Annotated in this window: 13 protein-coding genes; 2 read left to right on the forward strand and 11 right to left on the reverse strand. The window is 47.5% G+C overall.

Translation table 11 applies throughout. From position 1 onward, the window contains the following. Positions 1-11: 11 nt before the first annotated feature. Both rpsG and rpsL read right to left on the reverse strand, forming a co-directional pair. Entirely contained in the window at positions 12-482 is a 471-nt protein-coding gene (rpsG, locus tag ACESON_RS04935) for a 30S ribosomal protein S7 (protein ID WP_177958184.1), read from the reverse strand. A 266-nt stretch (positions 483-748) separates the two neighbouring features. After that, positions 749-1,171 (reverse strand): 30S ribosomal protein S12, encoded by a 423-nt coding sequence (rpsL, locus tag ACESON_RS04940; protein ID WP_177958185.1) that lies wholly within the window; start codon positions 1,169-1,171, stop codon positions 749-751. Between the two features lie 243 nt (positions 1,172-1,414). On the opposite strand from rpsL, the gene ACESON_RS04945 reads away from it, so the two are divergent. Beyond that, a complete protein-coding gene (locus tag ACESON_RS04945; RefSeq protein WP_177958186.1) occupies positions 1,415-1,774 on the forward strand; it encodes a TIGR04086 family membrane protein in 360 nt (119 codons plus the stop codon). Positions 1,775-1,976: 202 nt separating this feature from the next. Here ACESON_RS04945 and ACESON_RS04950 read toward each other — a convergent pair whose 3' ends face one another. Together ACESON_RS04950 and ACESON_RS04955 are read right to left on the reverse strand one after the other, a co-directional pair. After that, the gene (locus ACESON_RS04950) at positions 1,977-3,305 is read right to left on the reverse strand and encodes a CNNM domain-containing protein (RefSeq protein ID WP_177958187.1); all 1,329 of its coding nucleotides are present in this window, start codon (positions 3,303-3,305) and stop codon (positions 1,977-1,979) included. A 286-nt stretch (positions 3,306-3,591) separates the two neighbouring features. Next, complete coding sequence (locus ACESON_RS04955) at positions 3,592-4,095, reverse strand: signal peptidase II (RefSeq protein WP_373108728.1); 504 nt, start codon at positions 4,093-4,095, stop codon at positions 3,592-3,594. Between the two features lie 231 nt (positions 4,096-4,326). On the opposite strand from ACESON_RS04955, the gene ACESON_RS04960 reads away from it, so the two are divergent. Next, positions 4,327-6,069, forward strand: a complete 1,743-nt coding sequence (locus ACESON_RS04960; RefSeq protein WP_373108730.1) for a S8 family peptidase — start codon at positions 4,327-4,329, stop codon at positions 6,067-6,069. Between the two features lies 1 nt (position 6,070). Here the strand turns inward: ACESON_RS04960 and clpX are convergent, their stop codons facing one another. The 7 genes from clpX to ACESON_RS04995 all read right to left on the reverse strand — a co-directional run bounded on the left by clpX (position 6,071) and on the right by ACESON_RS04995 (position 17,590). Beyond that, positions 6,071-7,534 (reverse strand): ATP-dependent Clp protease ATP-binding subunit ClpX, encoded by a 1,464-nt coding sequence (gene clpX, locus ACESON_RS04965; RefSeq protein WP_177958190.1) that lies wholly within the window; start codon positions 7,532-7,534, stop codon positions 6,071-6,073. A gap of 120 nt (positions 7,535-7,654) precedes the next feature. Then, positions 7,655-9,229 carry a trypsin-like peptidase domain-containing protein gene (locus tag ACESON_RS04970; protein ID WP_177958191.1) on the reverse strand — a complete coding sequence of 525 codons (1,575 nt, stop codon included), beginning with the start codon at positions 9,227-9,229 and terminating at the stop codon, positions 7,655-7,657. 269 nt (positions 9,230-9,498) lie between these two features. Continuing rightward, on the reverse strand, positions 9,499-11,784 hold the full coding sequence (locus ACESON_RS04975; RefSeq protein WP_373108731.1) for an LCP family protein: 2,286 nt from the start codon (positions 11,782-11,784) through the stop codon (positions 9,499-9,501). 47 nt (positions 11,785-11,831) lie between these two features. Continuing rightward, a complete protein-coding gene (locus ACESON_RS04980) occupies positions 11,832-13,244 on the reverse strand; it encodes an undecaprenyl-phosphate glucose phosphotransferase (protein WP_177958192.1) in 1,413 nt (470 codons plus the stop codon). 192 nt (positions 13,245-13,436) lie between these two features. Further along, positions 13,437-14,414 carry a glycosyltransferase gene (locus tag ACESON_RS04985; RefSeq protein WP_177958193.1) on the reverse strand — a complete coding sequence of 326 codons (978 nt, stop codon included), beginning with the start codon at positions 14,412-14,414 and terminating at the stop codon, positions 13,437-13,439. 22 nt (positions 14,415-14,436) lie between these two features. After that, positions 14,437-16,629, reverse strand: a complete 2,193-nt coding sequence (locus ACESON_RS04990; RefSeq protein WP_373108732.1) for a glycosyltransferase — start codon at positions 16,627-16,629, stop codon at positions 14,437-14,439. After that, positions 16,619-17,590 carry a glycosyltransferase gene (locus tag ACESON_RS04995; RefSeq protein WP_177958195.1) on the reverse strand — a complete coding sequence of 324 codons (972 nt, stop codon included), beginning with the start codon at positions 17,588-17,590 and terminating at the stop codon, positions 16,619-16,621. Before ACESON_RS04995 ends, ACESON_RS04990 begins: the two co-directional genes overlap by 11 nt. Between the last annotated feature and the right edge of the window lies 1 nt (position 17,591).

Here is a 17,591-nt window from a genome sequence, read left to right on the forward strand (position 1 = left end):
TTGTCCTCCTATTAGAATCTAAAATGGGAGAAGGCCTTGTTAGCCTCTGCCATCTTATGCATGTCTTCTTTACGCTTTACAGATGCACCGGTATTGTTTGCAGCATCCATAATCTCGTTTGCCAGTCTCTCAACCTGGGTCTTCTCGCCTCTCTTACGGGAGAACATGGTGATCCAGCGCAGAGCCAGGGTCTGTCTTCTCTCCGGCTTAACCTCGATCGGCACCTGATAGGTAGCGCCGCCGATACGTTTTGCCTTAACTTCCAGAACCGGCATAATGTTGTTCATAGCCTCTTCAAAGACCTCAAGGGCCGGCTTGCCGCTCTTTTCTTCCACACGGGCAAATGCGCCGTATACGATCTTCTGGGCTACACCCTTCTTACCATCCAGCATGATGTTGTTGATCAGCTTGGTTACAACCTTGTTGTTGTATAAAGGATCTGCCAATACGTCTCTTTTCTGAATATGTCCTTTACGTGGCACGTTACTTCCCTCCTTAATCATAAATAATTGATTAGCTCATCGGTACTCACATGTTTCCATAAAATGTGTTCGTGCGGTAATTTTATATTTCCTGCAACCTACAGGTCAATATCAACTTCCAGCACATAACGGAACGCCAAAAGCCTTCCGCAATCACTTTTTACTTGCGTTAGTGGTACAATTCATTCCCTGACTTTCCTCCAGAAGGCGGAAACGGGAACCTGCGTTCCTGCGCTTACGCTGCGCAGAAGCTTTGCAGCTTTTGATTACTTCTTAGCTGCTTTCGGTCTCTTAGCGCCGTATTTGGAACGAGCCTGCTTACGGTTTGCTACACCTGCGGTATCCAGGGTACCTCTGATGATGTGGTATCTGGTACCTGGTAAGTCTTTTACTCTTCCTCCGCGGATCAGAACTACGCTATGCTCCTGAAGGTTGTGACCCTCACCCGGAATATAGCTGGTTACCTCGATACCGTTGGAAAGACGTACTCTGGCGATTTTACGAAGTGCAGAGTTCGGCTTCTTCGGGGTAGCAGTCTTAACTGCGGTGCAGACGCCTCTCTTCTGAGGAGAAGAAGTGTTAGTAGCACGCTTCTGTAAGGAGTTGTAACCTCTCTGCAGAGCCGGTGCAGTAGACTTCTTTGCTGCTGTCTGTCTTCCCTTTCTCACTAACTGGTTGAATGTTGGCATTCTTTTCACCTCCTGTGATATTGTCTGTTGGTTGCTGTTTCTTTTCTTTCAGCTTTTACGCGCAAAAATATAAGCGATTTTGCACGCCATATCATTATATCCGGATTATAAATGGCTGTCAAGATACTTTTTCATTTTTTTACATCTTAATTCCGTTCAGCCCCTTGTGCCTTCTTTCCCCGTCATAAACAGGGACATCCTGGAATAAAATCAAGTAAATCTCCCAAAAAGGAAGCTGCTTACATGAATTCTTCCAAAACAGGAGCGCTCATACGCGCTCTTCTTGTTTCCTACATGGTATCGGGCCTTCTGCTTTTAGCCCTTTCCTTCGCACTCTACCGATTAAAGCTAAAGGAGGCTCAAATCAACCAGGCCGTTTTCGCTGTCTATGGCATTGCCTGTCTGACGGGTGGTTTTGTATGCGGAAAAATAACTGGAAGCCGACGATTTTTCTGGGGACTTTCCAGCGGACTGCTTTATTTTGCAGTACTCTTTGTTCTCTCCCAGGCAGTAAGTCACGGTGCTTCTCCTATTTCCAGCCGGACAGCCACCGTGATGCTTCTTTGCACCGCTGCAGGCGCTATTGGCGGAATCCTCAGCTAAACCTTTTTTACAGGGTCCTTAGCACATCTCCATACCTGAATATGGCTGTGGACACTTTTCGGAAAAACCTCTTTTTTCACCGCACGTGCTTCCCCACAGAGCGTTTTTGTTCTCATAGAACATAATTTCCTATGGCGATCCTCGCGGAACGTTTTTATGTCATAGGACACACTTTCCCTATGACACAAAAGCAGGCGGGGCTTTATGCCTCGCCTGCCATGCTATGAACAGCAGCCCTCTCAGACTGTCTGTTTTTCTCTTCACTCTCTGCCTCCCGCTCAATAAACAGCCGGATCTTATCAATTCTGTTTTTCTCTACATGCTCTACCACAAGGCGGATATTCTCACAGGAAACTTCCTCTCCCTCCTCCGGAAGGTGTTCCAGAAGACCAATTACAAGACCACCGATAGAGTCGTAGTCCTCTGATTCCAGTTCCAGGCCCAAACGATCGTTCAAATCATCCAGCTTAGCGGAACCACTGACCAGATATTCGTCAGGAGCAATCTCCTTTACCTCGTCCTCCTCGTCCTCATCATACTCATCCCGGATATCACCAACAATCTCCTCCAGCATATCCTCCAAAGTAATCAGACCTGCTGTAGCGCCGTATTCATCCAGAACAATAATAATATTGTTGGAGGTTTTCCTCATCTCCACCATCAGCTCTGCCGTCTTTTTATACTCATAAGTATAAAGAGGCTGCCTTAACAAATCCCGCAGAGAGAACTTCTGCGCATTGTCATACAGGAGGAAATCCTTTACATTAATAATACCAATCACGTTGTCCGTGGAATTTTCATAAACAGGAATTCTGGTAAAACGCTCCTTCCGGAACAGCTCAATCAGCTCCTTATAGGTGGCATTCACGTCCACCATTACCATGTCAATTCGAGGAACCATTACATCTCTGGCTACGGCGTCTCCGAAATCAAACACATTGTTGATCATCTTCTTTTCTTCGCTTTCAATCACGCCCTCCTCGTGGCTTACCTCCACAATGGTGCGCAGCTCATCCTCTGTAATGGCATCCGGCTTTTTGTTCGGATCCACCCGCAGAAGAAACATTACTGCCGTAGACAGTTTGTTTACCAGAAAAATCACCGGCGTCAGCAGACGCATCAGCCAGTACACAATCCCTGCATAAGCCAGGGAAAGACGCTCAGCATTGAGCGTTGCCATGGTCTTCGGTGTAATCTCACCAAACACCAGAATCAGCAGGGTCAGCACACCAGTTGCCACACCGACGGCTTTGCTGCCGAATAACTCCATAGTCAATGTGGTCATCATAGACGATGCCGAAAGGTTTACAATGTTGTTGCCTACCAGAATCATACTGAGCATTTTCCCGGGGTCCTCTATCACCTTCATCAGGGTAATGGCTTTCTTATCCCCTGCCTCAGCAAGAGTTCGGATTCTCATCTTGCTTACGGTAGTAAGCGCCGTCTCTGCCGAAGAGAAAAATGCTGATAAACTTAACAAAAGAATCACAAGAACCAATCGTATGCCCACACTGTCGCCTGAGTCTAACATAAAATACTATCAATCTCCTTTTTTGTAAATTGCCTATCATTGTACAATGTTTCCTATCTTCTGTCAACCAAAGAGCCTTCTGTTTTCCCTAATTTTCCCTTGTTTTTACAAAAAATTTATGGTAACTATTCAGGACAGCGGGAGAGCTGGCAGAAAAATTCGTGTCAAGCTTGCTTGTAAGCGAGTTTTCCTGCCGGCTCTCACATCGGAGGAATCTCCGATGCTTCTTGTCCGGCTTTGCCGGACAAGAAGATGCCCCGTCCTGAACAGTTACAATTTATGTTTATCAGGAAAGGCACCGTCTTGATTTTTGCGGCATTTTCTTTTTGCCTCTGCCAGTCTCCGGAAGCTGGAGAATCATCAGAAGAACCGTCCCGGCCAGTACAAACAGATCTCCCAGATTGAATACCACCTTTTTCAGAAATCCAAAACGCAGATTTGCATAATCTACCACATAACGGCGGACACAGCGATCATAGAGATTGCTGATTCCTCCTGCCAGCACCAGAACCAGACCTGCCTTCTGGCCTTTATGTCCCCGGTTCTGCATCAAGCAGAGCAAAAAACCGCTGAGGCAGGAAATCACAGCCAGCGGAACGCCTCTCACCATCTCTCCATGCTTTTCCATAAAGCCAAAGGGAAAGCCTCCATTGTGATTGCGGTACAGCCAGAGCCGCTCTCCTGTTTTTGCCACCGGCCGCGGAAAACTCTCCGGCTTCTGCCGTTCTATCCATTCCTTCACGATTAAATCTGCTGCTGCCAGCAGCGCAATAATTGCCGCTAATACCATGCTGATGTCCCCCTGTTCTCTGTGATAGTTTTTATTTTACTATGTTCCAAAATATCCGTCAATTTATTCTCATTTCTCCCTGTTCTTACATAATAATAATACAAAGGTAACAGTTCAGCCTTGCGGGGATTCAGTCAGGAAAACTCGTTGAAAGTTTGCTTTCATAAGAGTTTTAATGCCTGAATCCACATAAGGCGAACTGTTACATACAAAGAATATTAAGGTGAAAAAATGAAGCTCTGTGATTTTTCTCCTGCATCAGAGGATTTCGCGGATTTTATTGTCCGGTACCCTGCCCGTTCTCCCTGGCAAATGCCTGATCAGAAAGACCGTCGCTGTTTCAATTACGTCAGCCGTGATTTTGCCATTTTTCATCTTCCTCTGGAGCAGGCTCTCCCCTTAACCCTTTCCCGCTATTCCTACGAAAATATTCCAAAGCTTTACGGGCTTCAGGACACAACTGCTCTGGAAGTCAGCGGAATCTCTCCTGTATTTGAACAGCCTGCTTTAAATGCTGCAGGCCGCGGTGTTTTAATCGGCTTTATCGATACAGGCATCGACTATACCAACCCGCTGTTTCGCAAAGCTGATGGCACCACCCGTATCTATAACATTTGGGATCAGTCTGTTTCTGGAGAGTCAGCGCCAGAGCCAGTTCCAGGCTTTCAGCCCTTATATGGAACCGTCTACAGTCAGGAACAGATCAACCAGGCTCTTTCCTCTGAAGAGCCTTATAAAATTGTTCCAAGCCGTGATACAGACGGCCACGGCACTTTTATGGCAGGCGTTGCTGCCGGAAACCAGATCAGTCTTCCGGAGCCTTTTTCCGGCGCGGCTCCAGAGTCTTCCCTTGCTGTAGTAAAATTAAAGCCCGCAAAACAGTATCTGCGGGACTTTTTTCTGATTCGCCCGGAGATCCCGGCCTATCAGGAAAATGATATTATGGCGGCTGTCAGCTATCTTCTGGGGCTGGCCAGCCAGTATCAGATGCCTCTGGTCATCTATCTGGGCGCAGGAACCTCTCAGGGAGCCCATGACGGCACCTCTCCGCTTTCCCTCCAGCTTCAGGATCTAATTGGAACCCAGGGGTTCTTTCTGTCTGCAGGCGCAGGAAATGAAGCTGGCTATCACCACCACTATTTTGGAGGAATTTCCGAAAATCAGGATTTCGATGATGTGGAAATTCGGGTAGGATCTGGAGACGCCGGCTTCTGCCTGGAAATGTGGGCAAAAAATCCAGAGCTGTACACAGTAGGCTTTGTTTCTCCCTCTGGGGAAATTGTAGAACGAATTCCTCTGGTTCTGGGAAATGACACCGTCATTCCCTTTCGCCTGGACTCCTCCCGGATTTCCCTGTCCTATCTGCCTAATGAGACCAACTCCGGGAGTCAGCTGATTTTTATGCGGTTTGAAACGCCGGCTCAGGGAATCTGGCATATTCGTGTATATCCTGTCCTCTCTATCCACGGTCAGTTCCATATGTGGCTCCCCATGCATGGTTTTGTCTCAGAAGAGACGATTTTTCTCCGTCCAGATCCAGACACAACGATTACAGATCCGGGAAACGGCCTGATGCCTGCTACAGTCAGTACCTTTAATCACTCGAATAACAGCATTTATATTCACAGCAGCCGTGGCTACACCAGAGACGGACAAATAAAACCTGATCTGGCCGCTCCCGGCGTCCGTGTCCAGGGGCCTGCCATACAAACGGAAAAGGAAGCAGAAACAAAAACTCCGGTTCTTACATGGCGCACCGGTTCCTCTGTTGCTGCTGCCATTACAGCCGGTGCTGCTGCTGTTCTCCTCTCCTGGGGCATTACTGGCGGAAATGACAAAACTCTGACCAGTACCTCTCTGAAAGCCATTCTCATCCGCGGCGCTGACAGAAATCCCGGTTTTTCGTGGCCCAACCGACAATGGGGCTTCGGAATGCTGAATCTCTATCAGAGTTTTCTGCAGATGCGGGAATAATTTAACCCCGCATCTGAATCATAGGGCCGCCGCTTTTTTCCAAATAGGGGCGTGTAATGACTACAGAACCGATATTAGGATCCTTGGGAATTTCATACATAATATCCAGCATATATTCTTCCAGAATTGCCCGCAGTGCTCTGGCTCCTGTTTCCCGTTTCAGAGCCTCTGCTGCAATCCACCGCAGAGCCTCATCATCAAAGACCAGCTTCACCTCATCCATCTCCAGTAAACGGATATACTGTTTCAAAATCGCGTTCTTCGGTTCCTTCAAAATCCGAACCAGCATATCCTCTGTCAGCTTATCCAGAGTCACTACCACAGGCAGACGTCCTAAAAACTCTGGAATCATACCGAAGGCCCGCAGATCTTCGCTTGTTACCTGGCGAAGTACATTTTCTGCCTCATCCACACTGTCCTTGAGCTGAGCACCAAAACCCATGGAAGTCGCTTTTGCCAGCCTCTCCCTGATAATTGTTTCCAGATCCGGGAATGCGCCTCCGCAGATAAACAGAATATTATCTGTATTTACCGTCGCCATCGGTGACAGGGCATTTTTCTGATTGGAGCCTACCGGTACCTCAACTGTACTGCCCTCCAGAAGTTTTAGAAGTTCCTGCTGAACCGATTCTCCGCTGACATCTCTGGTATTGGTTTCTTTTTTCTTGGCAATTTTGTCGATCTCATCAATAAAAATAATTCCGTGTTCTGCCCGCTGAACATCATTGCCTGCTGCTGCCAGAAGCTTTGACACAACGCTTTCAATATCATCTCCGATATAACCTGACTCTGTAAGAGAGGTAGCGTCCGCAATGGCTAAGGGCACATCCAAAAGCCTTGCCAGGGTTTTTACCAGATAGGTCTTCCCACTTCCAGTAGGGCCTACCATAAGAATATTGGACTTTTCAATCCGCACGTCTTCCTGTGCCGCCTCCTGATTTTTTCCAGAATTTCTCAAATCCTCCGCGTATACCCGCTTATAGTGATTGTACACTGCCACAGAAATGACCTTCTTTGCCCGTTCCTGGCCAATCACATATTCATCTAATCTCTGCTTGATCACATGAGGCGCCGGAATGTCCTTCAATTCAAATTCCGGCCCTTCTTTTTTCTTCTTTTTCTTCAGCTGCTGTCTGGGAGCAATTCCTGCATGCTCCGTATCCACCCCCTCCGGCGGAACAGAGAAATTCATATTCATATAGGGCATTCCCGATATTTTAGAAAAATCCACCTTGGATAAATCCATTCCCGGTATATTCATACCTCCGCCCATAATTGAATCGAATGCTTTCTGCATACAGTCATGGCACAGACACATATTGCCCGGCATCACAATCATACTGCCAGCCTTACTCTCCGGCCGACGGCAAATGTAGCAGATCTTCTCATACTCCTGTCCGTCTTTCTCCTCAGCCCCGGAATCCTTTCCCTCTTCTGTTCCGGTACGCAGTTCCTTTTCTTCCATCCTCTTAATCCCTTTCCTGAACCTTTACTTTGTACGCAAATACTCAGGGTGTATCAAAACACTCTGAGTATCTGCTTTCACCTGCTGTTTTCTATCCAGCAATTTCTATCTGACTCCTTTTTAGTTGGTTTCCGGAGCCGGCTTTGTTCCAAGTGTAATTTCCACAGTACGTTCCATATACTGTCCATTTTCCAGAGACTGTACTGTAAGATTTACTGTGTCACCGCCCTCATAATAGGTCAGCATTTCCTTTAAATCCTCCATAGTACGAACAGTCTGACCGTCGAACTTGGTAATAATATCTTTTTCTCTCAGTGTTGAGCGGGATGCTGCACTGTCTTCCGTAATCTTATATACATAAATACCCCGCGGCATACCATACATAGCTGCTGCCGTCTCATCAATATTCTGTCCCTGAATGCCCAGATATCCCTGTTTTCTTTCATCTACAGCTACTCTGGTTTTCTTGTTCATCAGTTCATTGATAATATCCTGCGCCTGAGAAACAGGAATTGCGTATCCCATTCCCTCTACCTCTGTAGAAGAATATTTAGCAGCGTTAATGCCGATAACCTCGCCATTCATATTTAACAGTGCGCCGCCGCTGTTGCCCGGGTTAATGGCAGCGTCTGTCTGAAGCAGATGTCTGGTTGTGTCATCCTCTGCATGAACCTCACGGTTCAGGGCGCTGACATACCCCACTGTTACAGACTGTCCGTATCCCAATGCATTTCCGATGGCAATTACGCCCTGACCAACTTTCAAAGCATCAGAATCACCCATAGTTGCTACTTTAATCCGACTCATAGTCTCAGCCGGAATATCGCTGAGCTTCACTGCAATCACTGCCAGATCGGAATCTGAGTCTGTTCCCTTAATGGCTGCTGTCACTGGTTCATTATCAATAAAGGTAACCGTCAGCTCTTTGGAATCCTCAACTACATGATTATTCGTAACAATCAGAAGCTCTTCATCATTCTGTCCCACAATAATTCCAGAGCCGCTGCTTGGAACCTCAATGGTCTGGCTTGGACCAAACCAGGTCTGCTGCTGAAGAAGCATGGTGTTGTTAATGGCAACTACTGACGGCATTGCTTTTTCTACAATAGAGGAAACATCCGTCTGAATCGCCGGAGTTACCGGCGCTCCGCCATTTCCGGAAGTCCCGCCTGAGGCAGAATTTCCTTCTGTTTCTGCCTGAGCCACAGTCACTGGCTCAGATGTGCTTTCTGTTGTATAACGGCCCTTTACCAGTTCGCCTACTGTATTCACAGCAAACATAGTTCCTCCGGCTACTGTTCCGAATAAAAGTGCTGCCGCAGTTACTCCAGCCACTTTTAAAGCCATAGAACCTTTCCTCTTTCCGTGATGCTCTCTCTCCTGAGGAATATAGGAAGTATTCCTGTAGTCCCGTTTTGTATAAGCCTCCTGCTGGTCTGCGCTCTGACTTTCTGACCGTACATAGCCGCCCTGGTCTGTGTTCTGGCTCTCTGTTCTTACATAGCCGTCCTGATCTGCACTCTGGCTTTCTGACCGTACATAGCCGCCCTGGTCTGTGCTCTGGCTCTCTGGCCTTACATAGCCGCCTTGGTCTGCGCTCTGGCTCTCTGGCCTTACATAGCCGTCCTGATCTGCGCTCTGGTTTCCCGCTCCGCTTCCATTTTCCCAATATCCATTTTTTTCGTTATCAAACATACTCACAATCTCCTTTCTCGATTTCCATATATGACGCAACAGCTCGTATGTCTTTTCCTTCCTGTATCTTCTCTAAGCTGTTTTTGTTTTCTTTTTTCTTATATGGAAACTATATCGTGATTTTGTGTCGAAAATGTGATGGAATTATTGTTTGTATGTGAATTCCTGTGGTTTTTTAAATTTTACGGCGGTCTCAGGCAGATAACTGCCCGAACCGCCGTATCAGTCCTGTTTTTTGAAAATATATAACTGTTCAGGACGGGGGCATCTTATTGTCCCGGTCCTGCCACTACGCCTGTTCCCGCTGTAGGAACAATCGAGGTCTCACCGCCCCCAGGACCTGGGGAGACGGTTGGAGCAGTATTCTGTGAGCTGCCTCCCGGGCCGCCGTTTTCTGCAGAGCCTGTAGTTGCAATGGTTCCCGGCGCATCTGTCACATTTCCAGGTCTGGATCCAGACGAGCCTTCCGGCGCTGTCGGTCTGATAGCCCCTGTCTCCTGAGAACCGGAACTGCTTCCTCCCGGGCGGGTCGGCGTTCCATTGCCGGAGGTTGTCTCTCCTGGGCGAACTGAAGTGCCATTTCCAGAAGAAGTCTCTCCTGGACGAACTGATGTACCATTTCCGGAGGAAGACTCTCCCGGACGAAGTACACCGCTTCCAGAAGAAGATTCTCCCGGACGAGCCGTTTCATTCGGATTTGTAATATAATTGCCGTCTGCATCTGTCTCCGTCGGACGGATCCAGTCTCTTCCTGTAGTTTCCTTTGGATTTCCATTTTCATCCGTTTCTGCAGGATCAAGCGTCTGAGACGGGGCGCGCTCATCCGTCAGATATCCGTCTGCATCCGTTTCCCACTTTACGTATTCGCCGTCTGCATTAGTCTCCATCTTTATCTTTTTACGGACACGCTCTCCATTTTCATCCTTTACATAAACATACTGATAACCTTCTTCTGCTGTTTCCTTTGTTTCTTTTGCAGATTCTGTCTCTTCTTTCTGTGTTTCTGCCGGCTTTGTCTTCGGCGGCTGAATCACACCTCCGTCTGTTCCTACCTTATCTACATACTGGCCTTCCTTGTAAATTCCCGTATCAGAGGCAATTTTTGTACTGATTTTCTTTACGGTTTCAGAAGGAGTATAATCTGTATTGCCATACAGGAACTCATGAAGCTTCTTTACATTGCTTTCCAGTGTTGCCGGAACTACCACATCACCTTTCTTTTTGATGTTGGCATTGCCCCGGGCCTGAGGGAAGCCTGTGGTTTCACCCAGATGGAATTTGCTGATATTCTTTGCATTATTCACCATATCATCCACCCAGATACTGGTAGAAACCTGTGGAAAGACCGTTCCAATCAAAACGTACAGTGTCTGGAAATCTGCCTTTTTCGCTTTCTCAAAGGCCTGCTGCACAATCTTTCTCTGACGCTCCGTCCGGGCAAAATCCGTATCCATCAAACGGAGACGCCCATAGGCTACAGCCTGTACGCCGTCCAGGTGGTTCATTCCAGCGTGGGTCAGCTGATGAGAACCAATACCTGTTGCTTTTACTGTCTCTGTAATAAAGGAGTTAATATAATAAAATTCCGCCTTGCTCAGTTCAATATCTACGCCTCCCAGAATATCAATGGCATTTGCCACTGCCTTCCAGTTAAAGGTCATATAGTCGTTGATTTCCAAATCCAGGTTCCGGTTCAGAGTCTCAATCGCCTGTTCTGGCCCGCCTACAGCATAGGCATAATTCAGCTTATTGTAGGTGCCTTCCTTAGAAACATTCAAATATGTGTCTCTGTATACAGAAACCAGCTTAATCTCTCCTGTATCCCGATTAATATTGCAGATCATATTAACATCCGCATTGGTTCCCTTGGTCACAACATTGCCCCGGGAATCCACACCAAACAGAGCAATGGTCCAATAGCCCTTCATCTGCTCTGCCACATCCTCAGAAATCTCATTGGTAGCAATGCTGTCCATATTGAAATTCTCCGGACGCTGAATCTTTGCCATCGTTCTGGCCACAAAACCGTAACCGAAAATCAGAGCCAGAGCAATACATTCTGCAGCAATCATAATGATCAGACGGCAACGTCTTTTTTTCTTCTGAATCTGCGCCTGAACTCTGGGAGACAGCCCGTCTGCTCCAGCTGCCGTCTGACGTGCACTATATCTGGTCTGGGAGGACTGTGCCCTTCCCGTCTCCGGACGTGCGCCTCTGCCTCTGGAGGTTGCTGCCCTGCTTCTGCCCCGTCCTGTGCGCTCCTCGCTTCCGAAGCTGCGTTCTGTTCTTCCAGAAAAGGCTTCAGACTCACCTGCCTCCTCCTGATGCAGCTGACGGCGTTTTCTCTCCTCCCACAGCTCCTGTTCACTGCGGTAATCAGCTCCTGCCGTTCCGTATCCGGCTCTGTGGCTGCTGTGTCTTCTGGAATACGCACCGCTTCCTGTTTCACCTCTGCGCCCGCCGGAATGCTCTGCCCGGCTGTCCGGGGATCCTGTTTCCCGTCTCCGGCCATCCTGTCTGCTGCGCCCTAACTCCTCATCAAAATCACGATTCATTGACGTACCTCTTTCTGTCTGGCTTACTGCCTCTTTCCACCAGGAAATCAATAGGCATTTTTATTAATGAAACCCTTGAAAAATGTCAGGAATAAAATCTTGAAATCAAATCCCAGGGTCCAGTTTTCAATATAATACAGGTCATGCTCAATCCGCTTGACAATCGAAGTGTCGCCGCGGTATCCATTGACCTGAGCCCATCCGGTCATCCCCGGACGAACCTGGTGCTTAATCATATAGCGGGGAATTTCTTCTTTAAACTTTTCCACAAAAAACGGCCGCTCCGGCCTCGGCCCCACCAGGCTCATATCCCCCAGCAGCACATTGAAAAGCTGCGGCATCTCGTCGATGCTGGTCTTTCGGATAAACCGTCCCACCGGCGTCACTCTGGGGTCATGGGGCGTCGTCCATTTTCCCTTTTCCTTGTCAGGCTCCTGCACCTCCATAGAACGGAACTTGTACATATTAAAGGGCCGATTGTGAAGTCCTACCCGTTCCTGCTTATAAATCAGCGGCCCAGGGGAGGTCAGCTTAATCAGCCCTGCTGTCACCAGCATAATCGGAGAAAACAGAACCAGAGCAACTACTGCGCCGAAAATATCTACAATCCGCTTGACAGTGGCATTCAGCAAATCATTTAACGGAACTCTGCGGATATTGATGACTGGAAGTCCCTGCAAATCCTCTGTATAAGGCTTTGTAGGAATAATTCCATTGTAGTCCGGAATAAATTTTGTATGGACTCCGGACTTTTCACATTCTGCCACCAGCTGCTCCAGATCGCCGTAATCACCAATACTTAAAGTAATGGCAATTTCATCCATTAAGTTCAGATCCAGAATCGATTTCAGATTGCTGACCGGACCAATAATCTTAATTCCACGGTACTCTTCATTCTTCTCCCGGTGATCATCCAGAATTCCCTGGATCTGATATCCCCACTCTGGATTGGATAACACACGGTCAATATATCCTTCCGCAGCCCGGCTGTAACCAACCAAAAGAACATGCTTCTGGTTGTAGCCCTTGGAGCGAATAGAGCGGAGCATATTCCGAATCAGATACCGCTCCAGAGTCTCGGCTGCAATATTAATCAGGAAAAAACCGCCCACCAGCCTTGCTGAAAAATGATGCAGGTAGGGATTCTCCCTTCCCAGATACAGAATTGTCCCAAATAGAAACAGACCGATCAGGTTGGCCTTAAAAATATTGGCAAATTCCAGCCTTCTGCCCTGTACCCGCTTGGGAGTAAACAGTTTAAAAAATGTATACAAAAGAAGATACACCGGCACAATGATGACCAGTGCGCTCATATAAAACCAGGTAGGCAGGATTCCCGCCTTACCGAACATTCCGATTTTCAGGAAAATAAACCAGCTGAGAATATAGGCCGCGGCAATCACAAGCGCGTCTAAAAGAACGTGCAGGCGGTTAAACCTGGTCTGGTTATCTTTTATCATAGGATCCACCTTGTTTCCAGTTCCTGGGCCAGCACTGCCCCGGTTCCAAACTGCATAGTAACTTAATGGTAACGATTATACACGATTTTAACACTGAACTCTATAAATTTTTTCTTAAATATCAGAGACGTTTCTTTCTTATTCCTTTTTTCCCGCTCTGCTGCGTCCCCTGTTCTCCGGCGCTGTCATAATTTAACCGTTCAGATGGCGTCTGGAAAACTCATAAATATACAAAGCCGCACCGTAAATCAGTTCCCACTCAATCGCCAGATAATTTTTGAAATTTTCTTTTTTGTAGGGAACCTTTTTTGTATGCTTTACTGTCCGCAGTCCCTCGGCAATACCGTCCAGATACTCCTTCTCAAATCCCCGTTTCTTAAAAAACAGATATTTTCCAACCACCCCCAAAAGGATGGGAATACTGTTTACAAAGAGCTGAGGCAGCGGCATATTTTTGTAATTCAAATATACAGAATTGCGGGCCGCCAGCCGCACCTTAAAGGAATTATATTTGGAGCCGCTGGTTCCGCTTCCCACATGATACACAATGGCGCTGGGGCAATATCTATTATAGTATCCCGCAATTTTCGCCCGGTATCCCACATCAATGTCTTCCAGATATGCAAAATGCATTTCATCAAAATATCCGATTTCCTCAAAAATCTCCCGGCGGTAAATCGCCGCGCCGGCGCAGGCAGAAAAAATATGGCAGGGACGTTCATAACGTTCAATTTCCTGACCCACACCTCTCTGATAGGCCCAGCCCATAATGCTGTACATATCACCGCCGTCATCCATCCGTTCTCTGCGGTGCATCTGAATCATTCTGGGGCTTACAGAAAATATGCGGGGCGACTGTTCTATTGCCTTTACCAGTTCTTCGATATAATCCGGTTCTGCCTCTGTGTCATTGTTTAAAAGAATCACATAAGGCGTCCGGGAAGCCCGGATTCCTGCATTAACAGCACCGGAAAACCCGGTATTCTCCTTCAGGAAAATACCGGGAATCTGATGCTCCTTCAGCCATTCTGCGCTTCCGTCTGTGGATCCGTTATCTACCACCAGCACGTCAAATTCCTGACTGGTCTGCCCCTTCAGAGCCGCCATACACGGTTCCATAAACTTCAGTCCGTTATAATTAGGAATAATCACTGTTACTTTCTTTTCCATATTGTATCTCACTTTTCCAAATCTATCCTTCCAGCTTATAGGGCTCTCCAATCTTTTCCTTCAGCAGATCCCGCAGAGCAAAATTTGATTTGCGAAGCGTCAGGTTCGGATTGTAATAGGGATCTCCGTTTTTCAGAATATCCGGCCACCGGCGGGCAAAAACAGCAACCTCCCGGTTAAATCGCGCCACCTTCTCTGGAGTATCCTCCAGTCCCCGTGATTTCGACTCATAGTGATGCATCACAGCGTAAGGCGCATAAACCACCAGTTTTCCCAGAGCCCGTACCTTCATACAATAATCAATATCATTGAAGGCAACCGCCAGCTCCTCAGTAAATCCGCCGGCCTGACGGAATACCTCTGCCTTTGTCATCATACAGGCTGCTGTCACCGCACTGTAGTCCTGAGCGCACATTGCTCTGTGGAAATAGCTGTTTTCTGCCTCATGAAGTCCGATAAAGGTATGACCGGCAATGCCTCCAAAACCAATCACCACCCCTGCATGCTGAATCGTATCATCCTGATAGAGCAGTCTTGCTCCTACAATGCCCACCTCCGGACGCTGGCAGAAGCCCAGCATCTCCTCAAACAGGCCGGGAGACACAATCTCTGTGTCATTATTTAAAAACAGCAGATACTCTCCCTCTGCAAACTGCGCGCCGAAATTATTAATCGCAGAATAATTAAATTCTCTTTCCCAACACACAACCCGAACCTGCGGAAATTCCTTCTGCAGCTTTTCATAGTATGTGAAGGTCTCTGACTCGGTGCTGTTATTTTCAATCACCACAAATTCCAGATTCTTGTAGGTGGCTCTTTCTATAATGGAACGAATACACAGATCCAGATCTGCCGCATGATCCTTATTGGGAATAATTACAGATACCAGCGGTTCTCCCGGAATCCGGAAACGGGTATGATAAATTCCGTAGTCCACACCCTTTTCCACAGCTTCTGCCGGAATGCCGCATCGCTCATAATGAGCCATAATTGCCCTGGCTCCTGCCTCAAAGGCATACAGCTTGCTTTCCGGATTGCTGGCCGTAGAATCCTGATGGCAGCGCCAGTGATACAAAACTCTGGGAATATGATAAATCTCCTTTGCTGCCTCCGTGCACCGGAAAATAAAATCATAGTCCTGAGCTCCGTCATATTCATTTCGGAAGCCGCCTACCTGTTCCAGCAGCGTCCGTTTTACCACAAACAAATGGCAGATATAGTTTACACTGGTCAGAAGGTCCGGATTGAAATCCGGCTTAAAATGCGGATCAAAAAGAGCGCCGCCGTCCATATCCAGCTTATCCTCATCTGAATAAATCACATCGCAGCCAGGATGCTCATTAATAGCCGAAGCCACCTCAAAAAGAGCCTGCTCCGGAATCGTGTCATCGTGATCCGCCAACACCACAAAATCTCCTGATGCCATCTCTATGGCTGCATTGGTATTACCGGAAATTCCCAGGTTTTCTCCCAGATCCTTATAATGAAAACGGCTGTCCCGGGCTGTGTACTCTGCCATCACCCGTTCCACAATCTTTCCCTCTCCGGCAGGACTTCCATTCACAAGACAAACCTCCCAGTTTTTGTAGGTCTGCGCCAGAATAGAATCCAGCATTTCGCGAAGATACTTCTCCGGAGTCTTATAGGCAGGTATCACCACCGAAAGAAGCGGCTCAGAAGGAAGCGTTGTTTCTCTCTGACGTTTCAGCTCCTCCTCTGTCGGTTTGGTCAGATCGTACCACTCGCCGTAATCATAATCATTGTCCAGGCCCTGAAGCTTATGCTTGGACTTTAAAAACAGAGCCTTCAAACCATGCTTTTTCCCGAAATCCACAGCCACCCGGACTGTCTCCATATTCATCAGATCCCGGATTTTCTCCATTCGCTTATGAGCCACGCTGGCCCGCTTGGCAATCAGCTCTTCATTGAATTTGATCCGGGCCGTTTTTCCGTCACAGCGAATCAAAAGCCAGTAATCTGCGCCGCGGGTGTAGGGGAAACGGATATCAAATCCATAATCCCGGTCATACACCTGCTTATAATAAATCTGACTTACATCATCCCGTCTGGTTGCCACATAACGAAATTCCACCGGTTCCCGGTTTCCGTCCTGAACCTGGAATTCCGCCCGGGACTGGGGTGTCTTTCCAATCACCCAGCCATTCAGCTCTATGGAATTTTCCCGGATTCTTACTACATCTATCTTATACTTCATCAGCTTTTTGTCCTTTTCCCTCTGTACTGTCCCAATTCAGACGCTCTTCCTCAATAACCAGGGGCCTGCGCATCACTCGCTGGTTAATCGCCAGCACGTACTCGCCTACCATACCAATGAAAAACATCTGGACAGAGCCCAGAAACAGCATTCCAATTAAAAGCGGCGCCATACCTGCTGCAAATCTGTCCCACCAGACCAGCTTCATAACCAGATAAACAAGAGCGACTCCCATGCTGATCACACCGCAGGCCGCTCCCAGAAAGGTAGCCAGCCGCAGTCCCACCTTCGTATAGGAGGTAATACTCAGCATGGCTGCATCATACAGCCGGTAGAAATTATTGTGGGTCTTTCCTGCCCTGCGTTTCGGCTGCTCGTAGGGAATTTCCTTTCTTTTATACCCCAGCTCCGCCACAATTCCCCGAAGAAAAGGCGTAGGATCGTTTAAATTCCGCAGAACCTCAATAAAATCCCTGTCATACAGTCCTGAACCGGTAAAATGTTCAATCTGCTCCACATCTGACAGCTTTTTAATGGTCTTGTAATACAGAGAACGCAGAGCATACATAACCCGGCTCTCCTTACTGCTGGTCTTAATTCCAATTACAATCTTATATCCCTCTTCCCATGCCTTCACATACTTGGGAATCATATCTACCGGATCCTGAAAATCCGCAACCATCTCAATCACACAGTCTCCCGTTACCTGCAGCATACCATAGTAGGGAGAATTAAACTGTCCGAAATTTCTGGCATTAAAAATCGCCTTGATTTTCGGATTTTCCTGGCAAAGACGGCGAAGAATGGGACGCGTATTGTCCCGGGAGTCATTGTCAATAAATACAAGTTCATAATCATACCGGGGCAGATCCCGCTCCAGAGTTTCTATCACAGCCTGGCTGATTGGCTCCACATTTTCCTCTTCATTATAACAGGGAATCAGCACACTGATTTTTTTCATG

Origin of the sequence: Lachnoclostridium sp. Marseille-P6806 (assembly GCF_964238185.1) — a bacterium.
GTDB lineage: Bacteria > Bacillota > Clostridia > Lachnospirales > Lachnospiraceae > Brotaphodocola.

What these genes read in the sequence shown, in the direction of transcription:
- rpsL (WP_177958185.1), bottom strand. Translation starts at nt 1,171, where the DNA reads ATGCCAACATTCAACCAGTTAGTGAGAAAGGGAAGACAGACAGCAGCA.
- ACESON_RS04945 (WP_177958186.1), top strand. Translation starts at nt 1,415, where the DNA reads ATGAATTCTTCCAAAACAGGAGCGCTCATACGCGCTCTTCTTGTTTCC.
- ACESON_RS04950 (WP_177958187.1), bottom strand. Translation starts at nt 3,305, where the DNA reads ATGTTAGACTCAGGCGACAGTGTGGGCATACGATTGGTTCTTGTGATT.
- ACESON_RS04955 (WP_373108728.1), bottom strand. Translation starts at nt 4,095, where the DNA reads ATGGTATTAGCGGCAATTATTGCGCTGCTGGCAGCAGCAGATTTAATC.
- ACESON_RS04960 (WP_373108730.1), top strand. Translation starts at nt 4,327, where the DNA reads ATGAAGCTCTGTGATTTTTCTCCTGCATCAGAGGATTTCGCGGATTTT.
- clpX (WP_177958190.1), bottom strand. Translation starts at nt 7,534, where the DNA reads ATGGAAGAAAAGGAACTGCGTACCGGAACAGAAGAGGGAAAGGATTCC.
- ACESON_RS04970 (WP_177958191.1), bottom strand. Translation starts at nt 9,229, where the DNA reads ATGTTTGATAACGAAAAAAATGGATATTGGGAAAATGGAAGCGGAGCG.
- ACESON_RS04975 (WP_373108731.1), bottom strand. Translation starts at nt 11,784, where the DNA reads ATGAATCGTGATTTTGATGAGGAGTTAGGGCGCAGCAGACAGGATGGC.
- ACESON_RS04980 (WP_177958192.1), bottom strand. Translation starts at nt 13,244, where the DNA reads ATGATAAAAGATAACCAGACCAGGTTTAACCGCCTGCACGTTCTTTTA.
- ACESON_RS04985 (WP_177958193.1), bottom strand. Translation starts at nt 14,414, where the DNA reads ATGGAAAAGAAAGTAACAGTGATTATTCCTAATTATAACGGACTGAAG.
- ACESON_RS04990 (WP_373108732.1), bottom strand. Translation starts at nt 16,629, where the DNA reads ATGAAGTATAAGATAGATGTAGTAAGAATCCGGGAAAATTCCATAGAG.
- ACESON_RS04995 (WP_177958195.1), bottom strand. Translation starts at nt 17,590, where the DNA reads ATGAAAAAAATCAGTGTGCTGATTCCCTGTTATAATGAAGAGGAAAAT.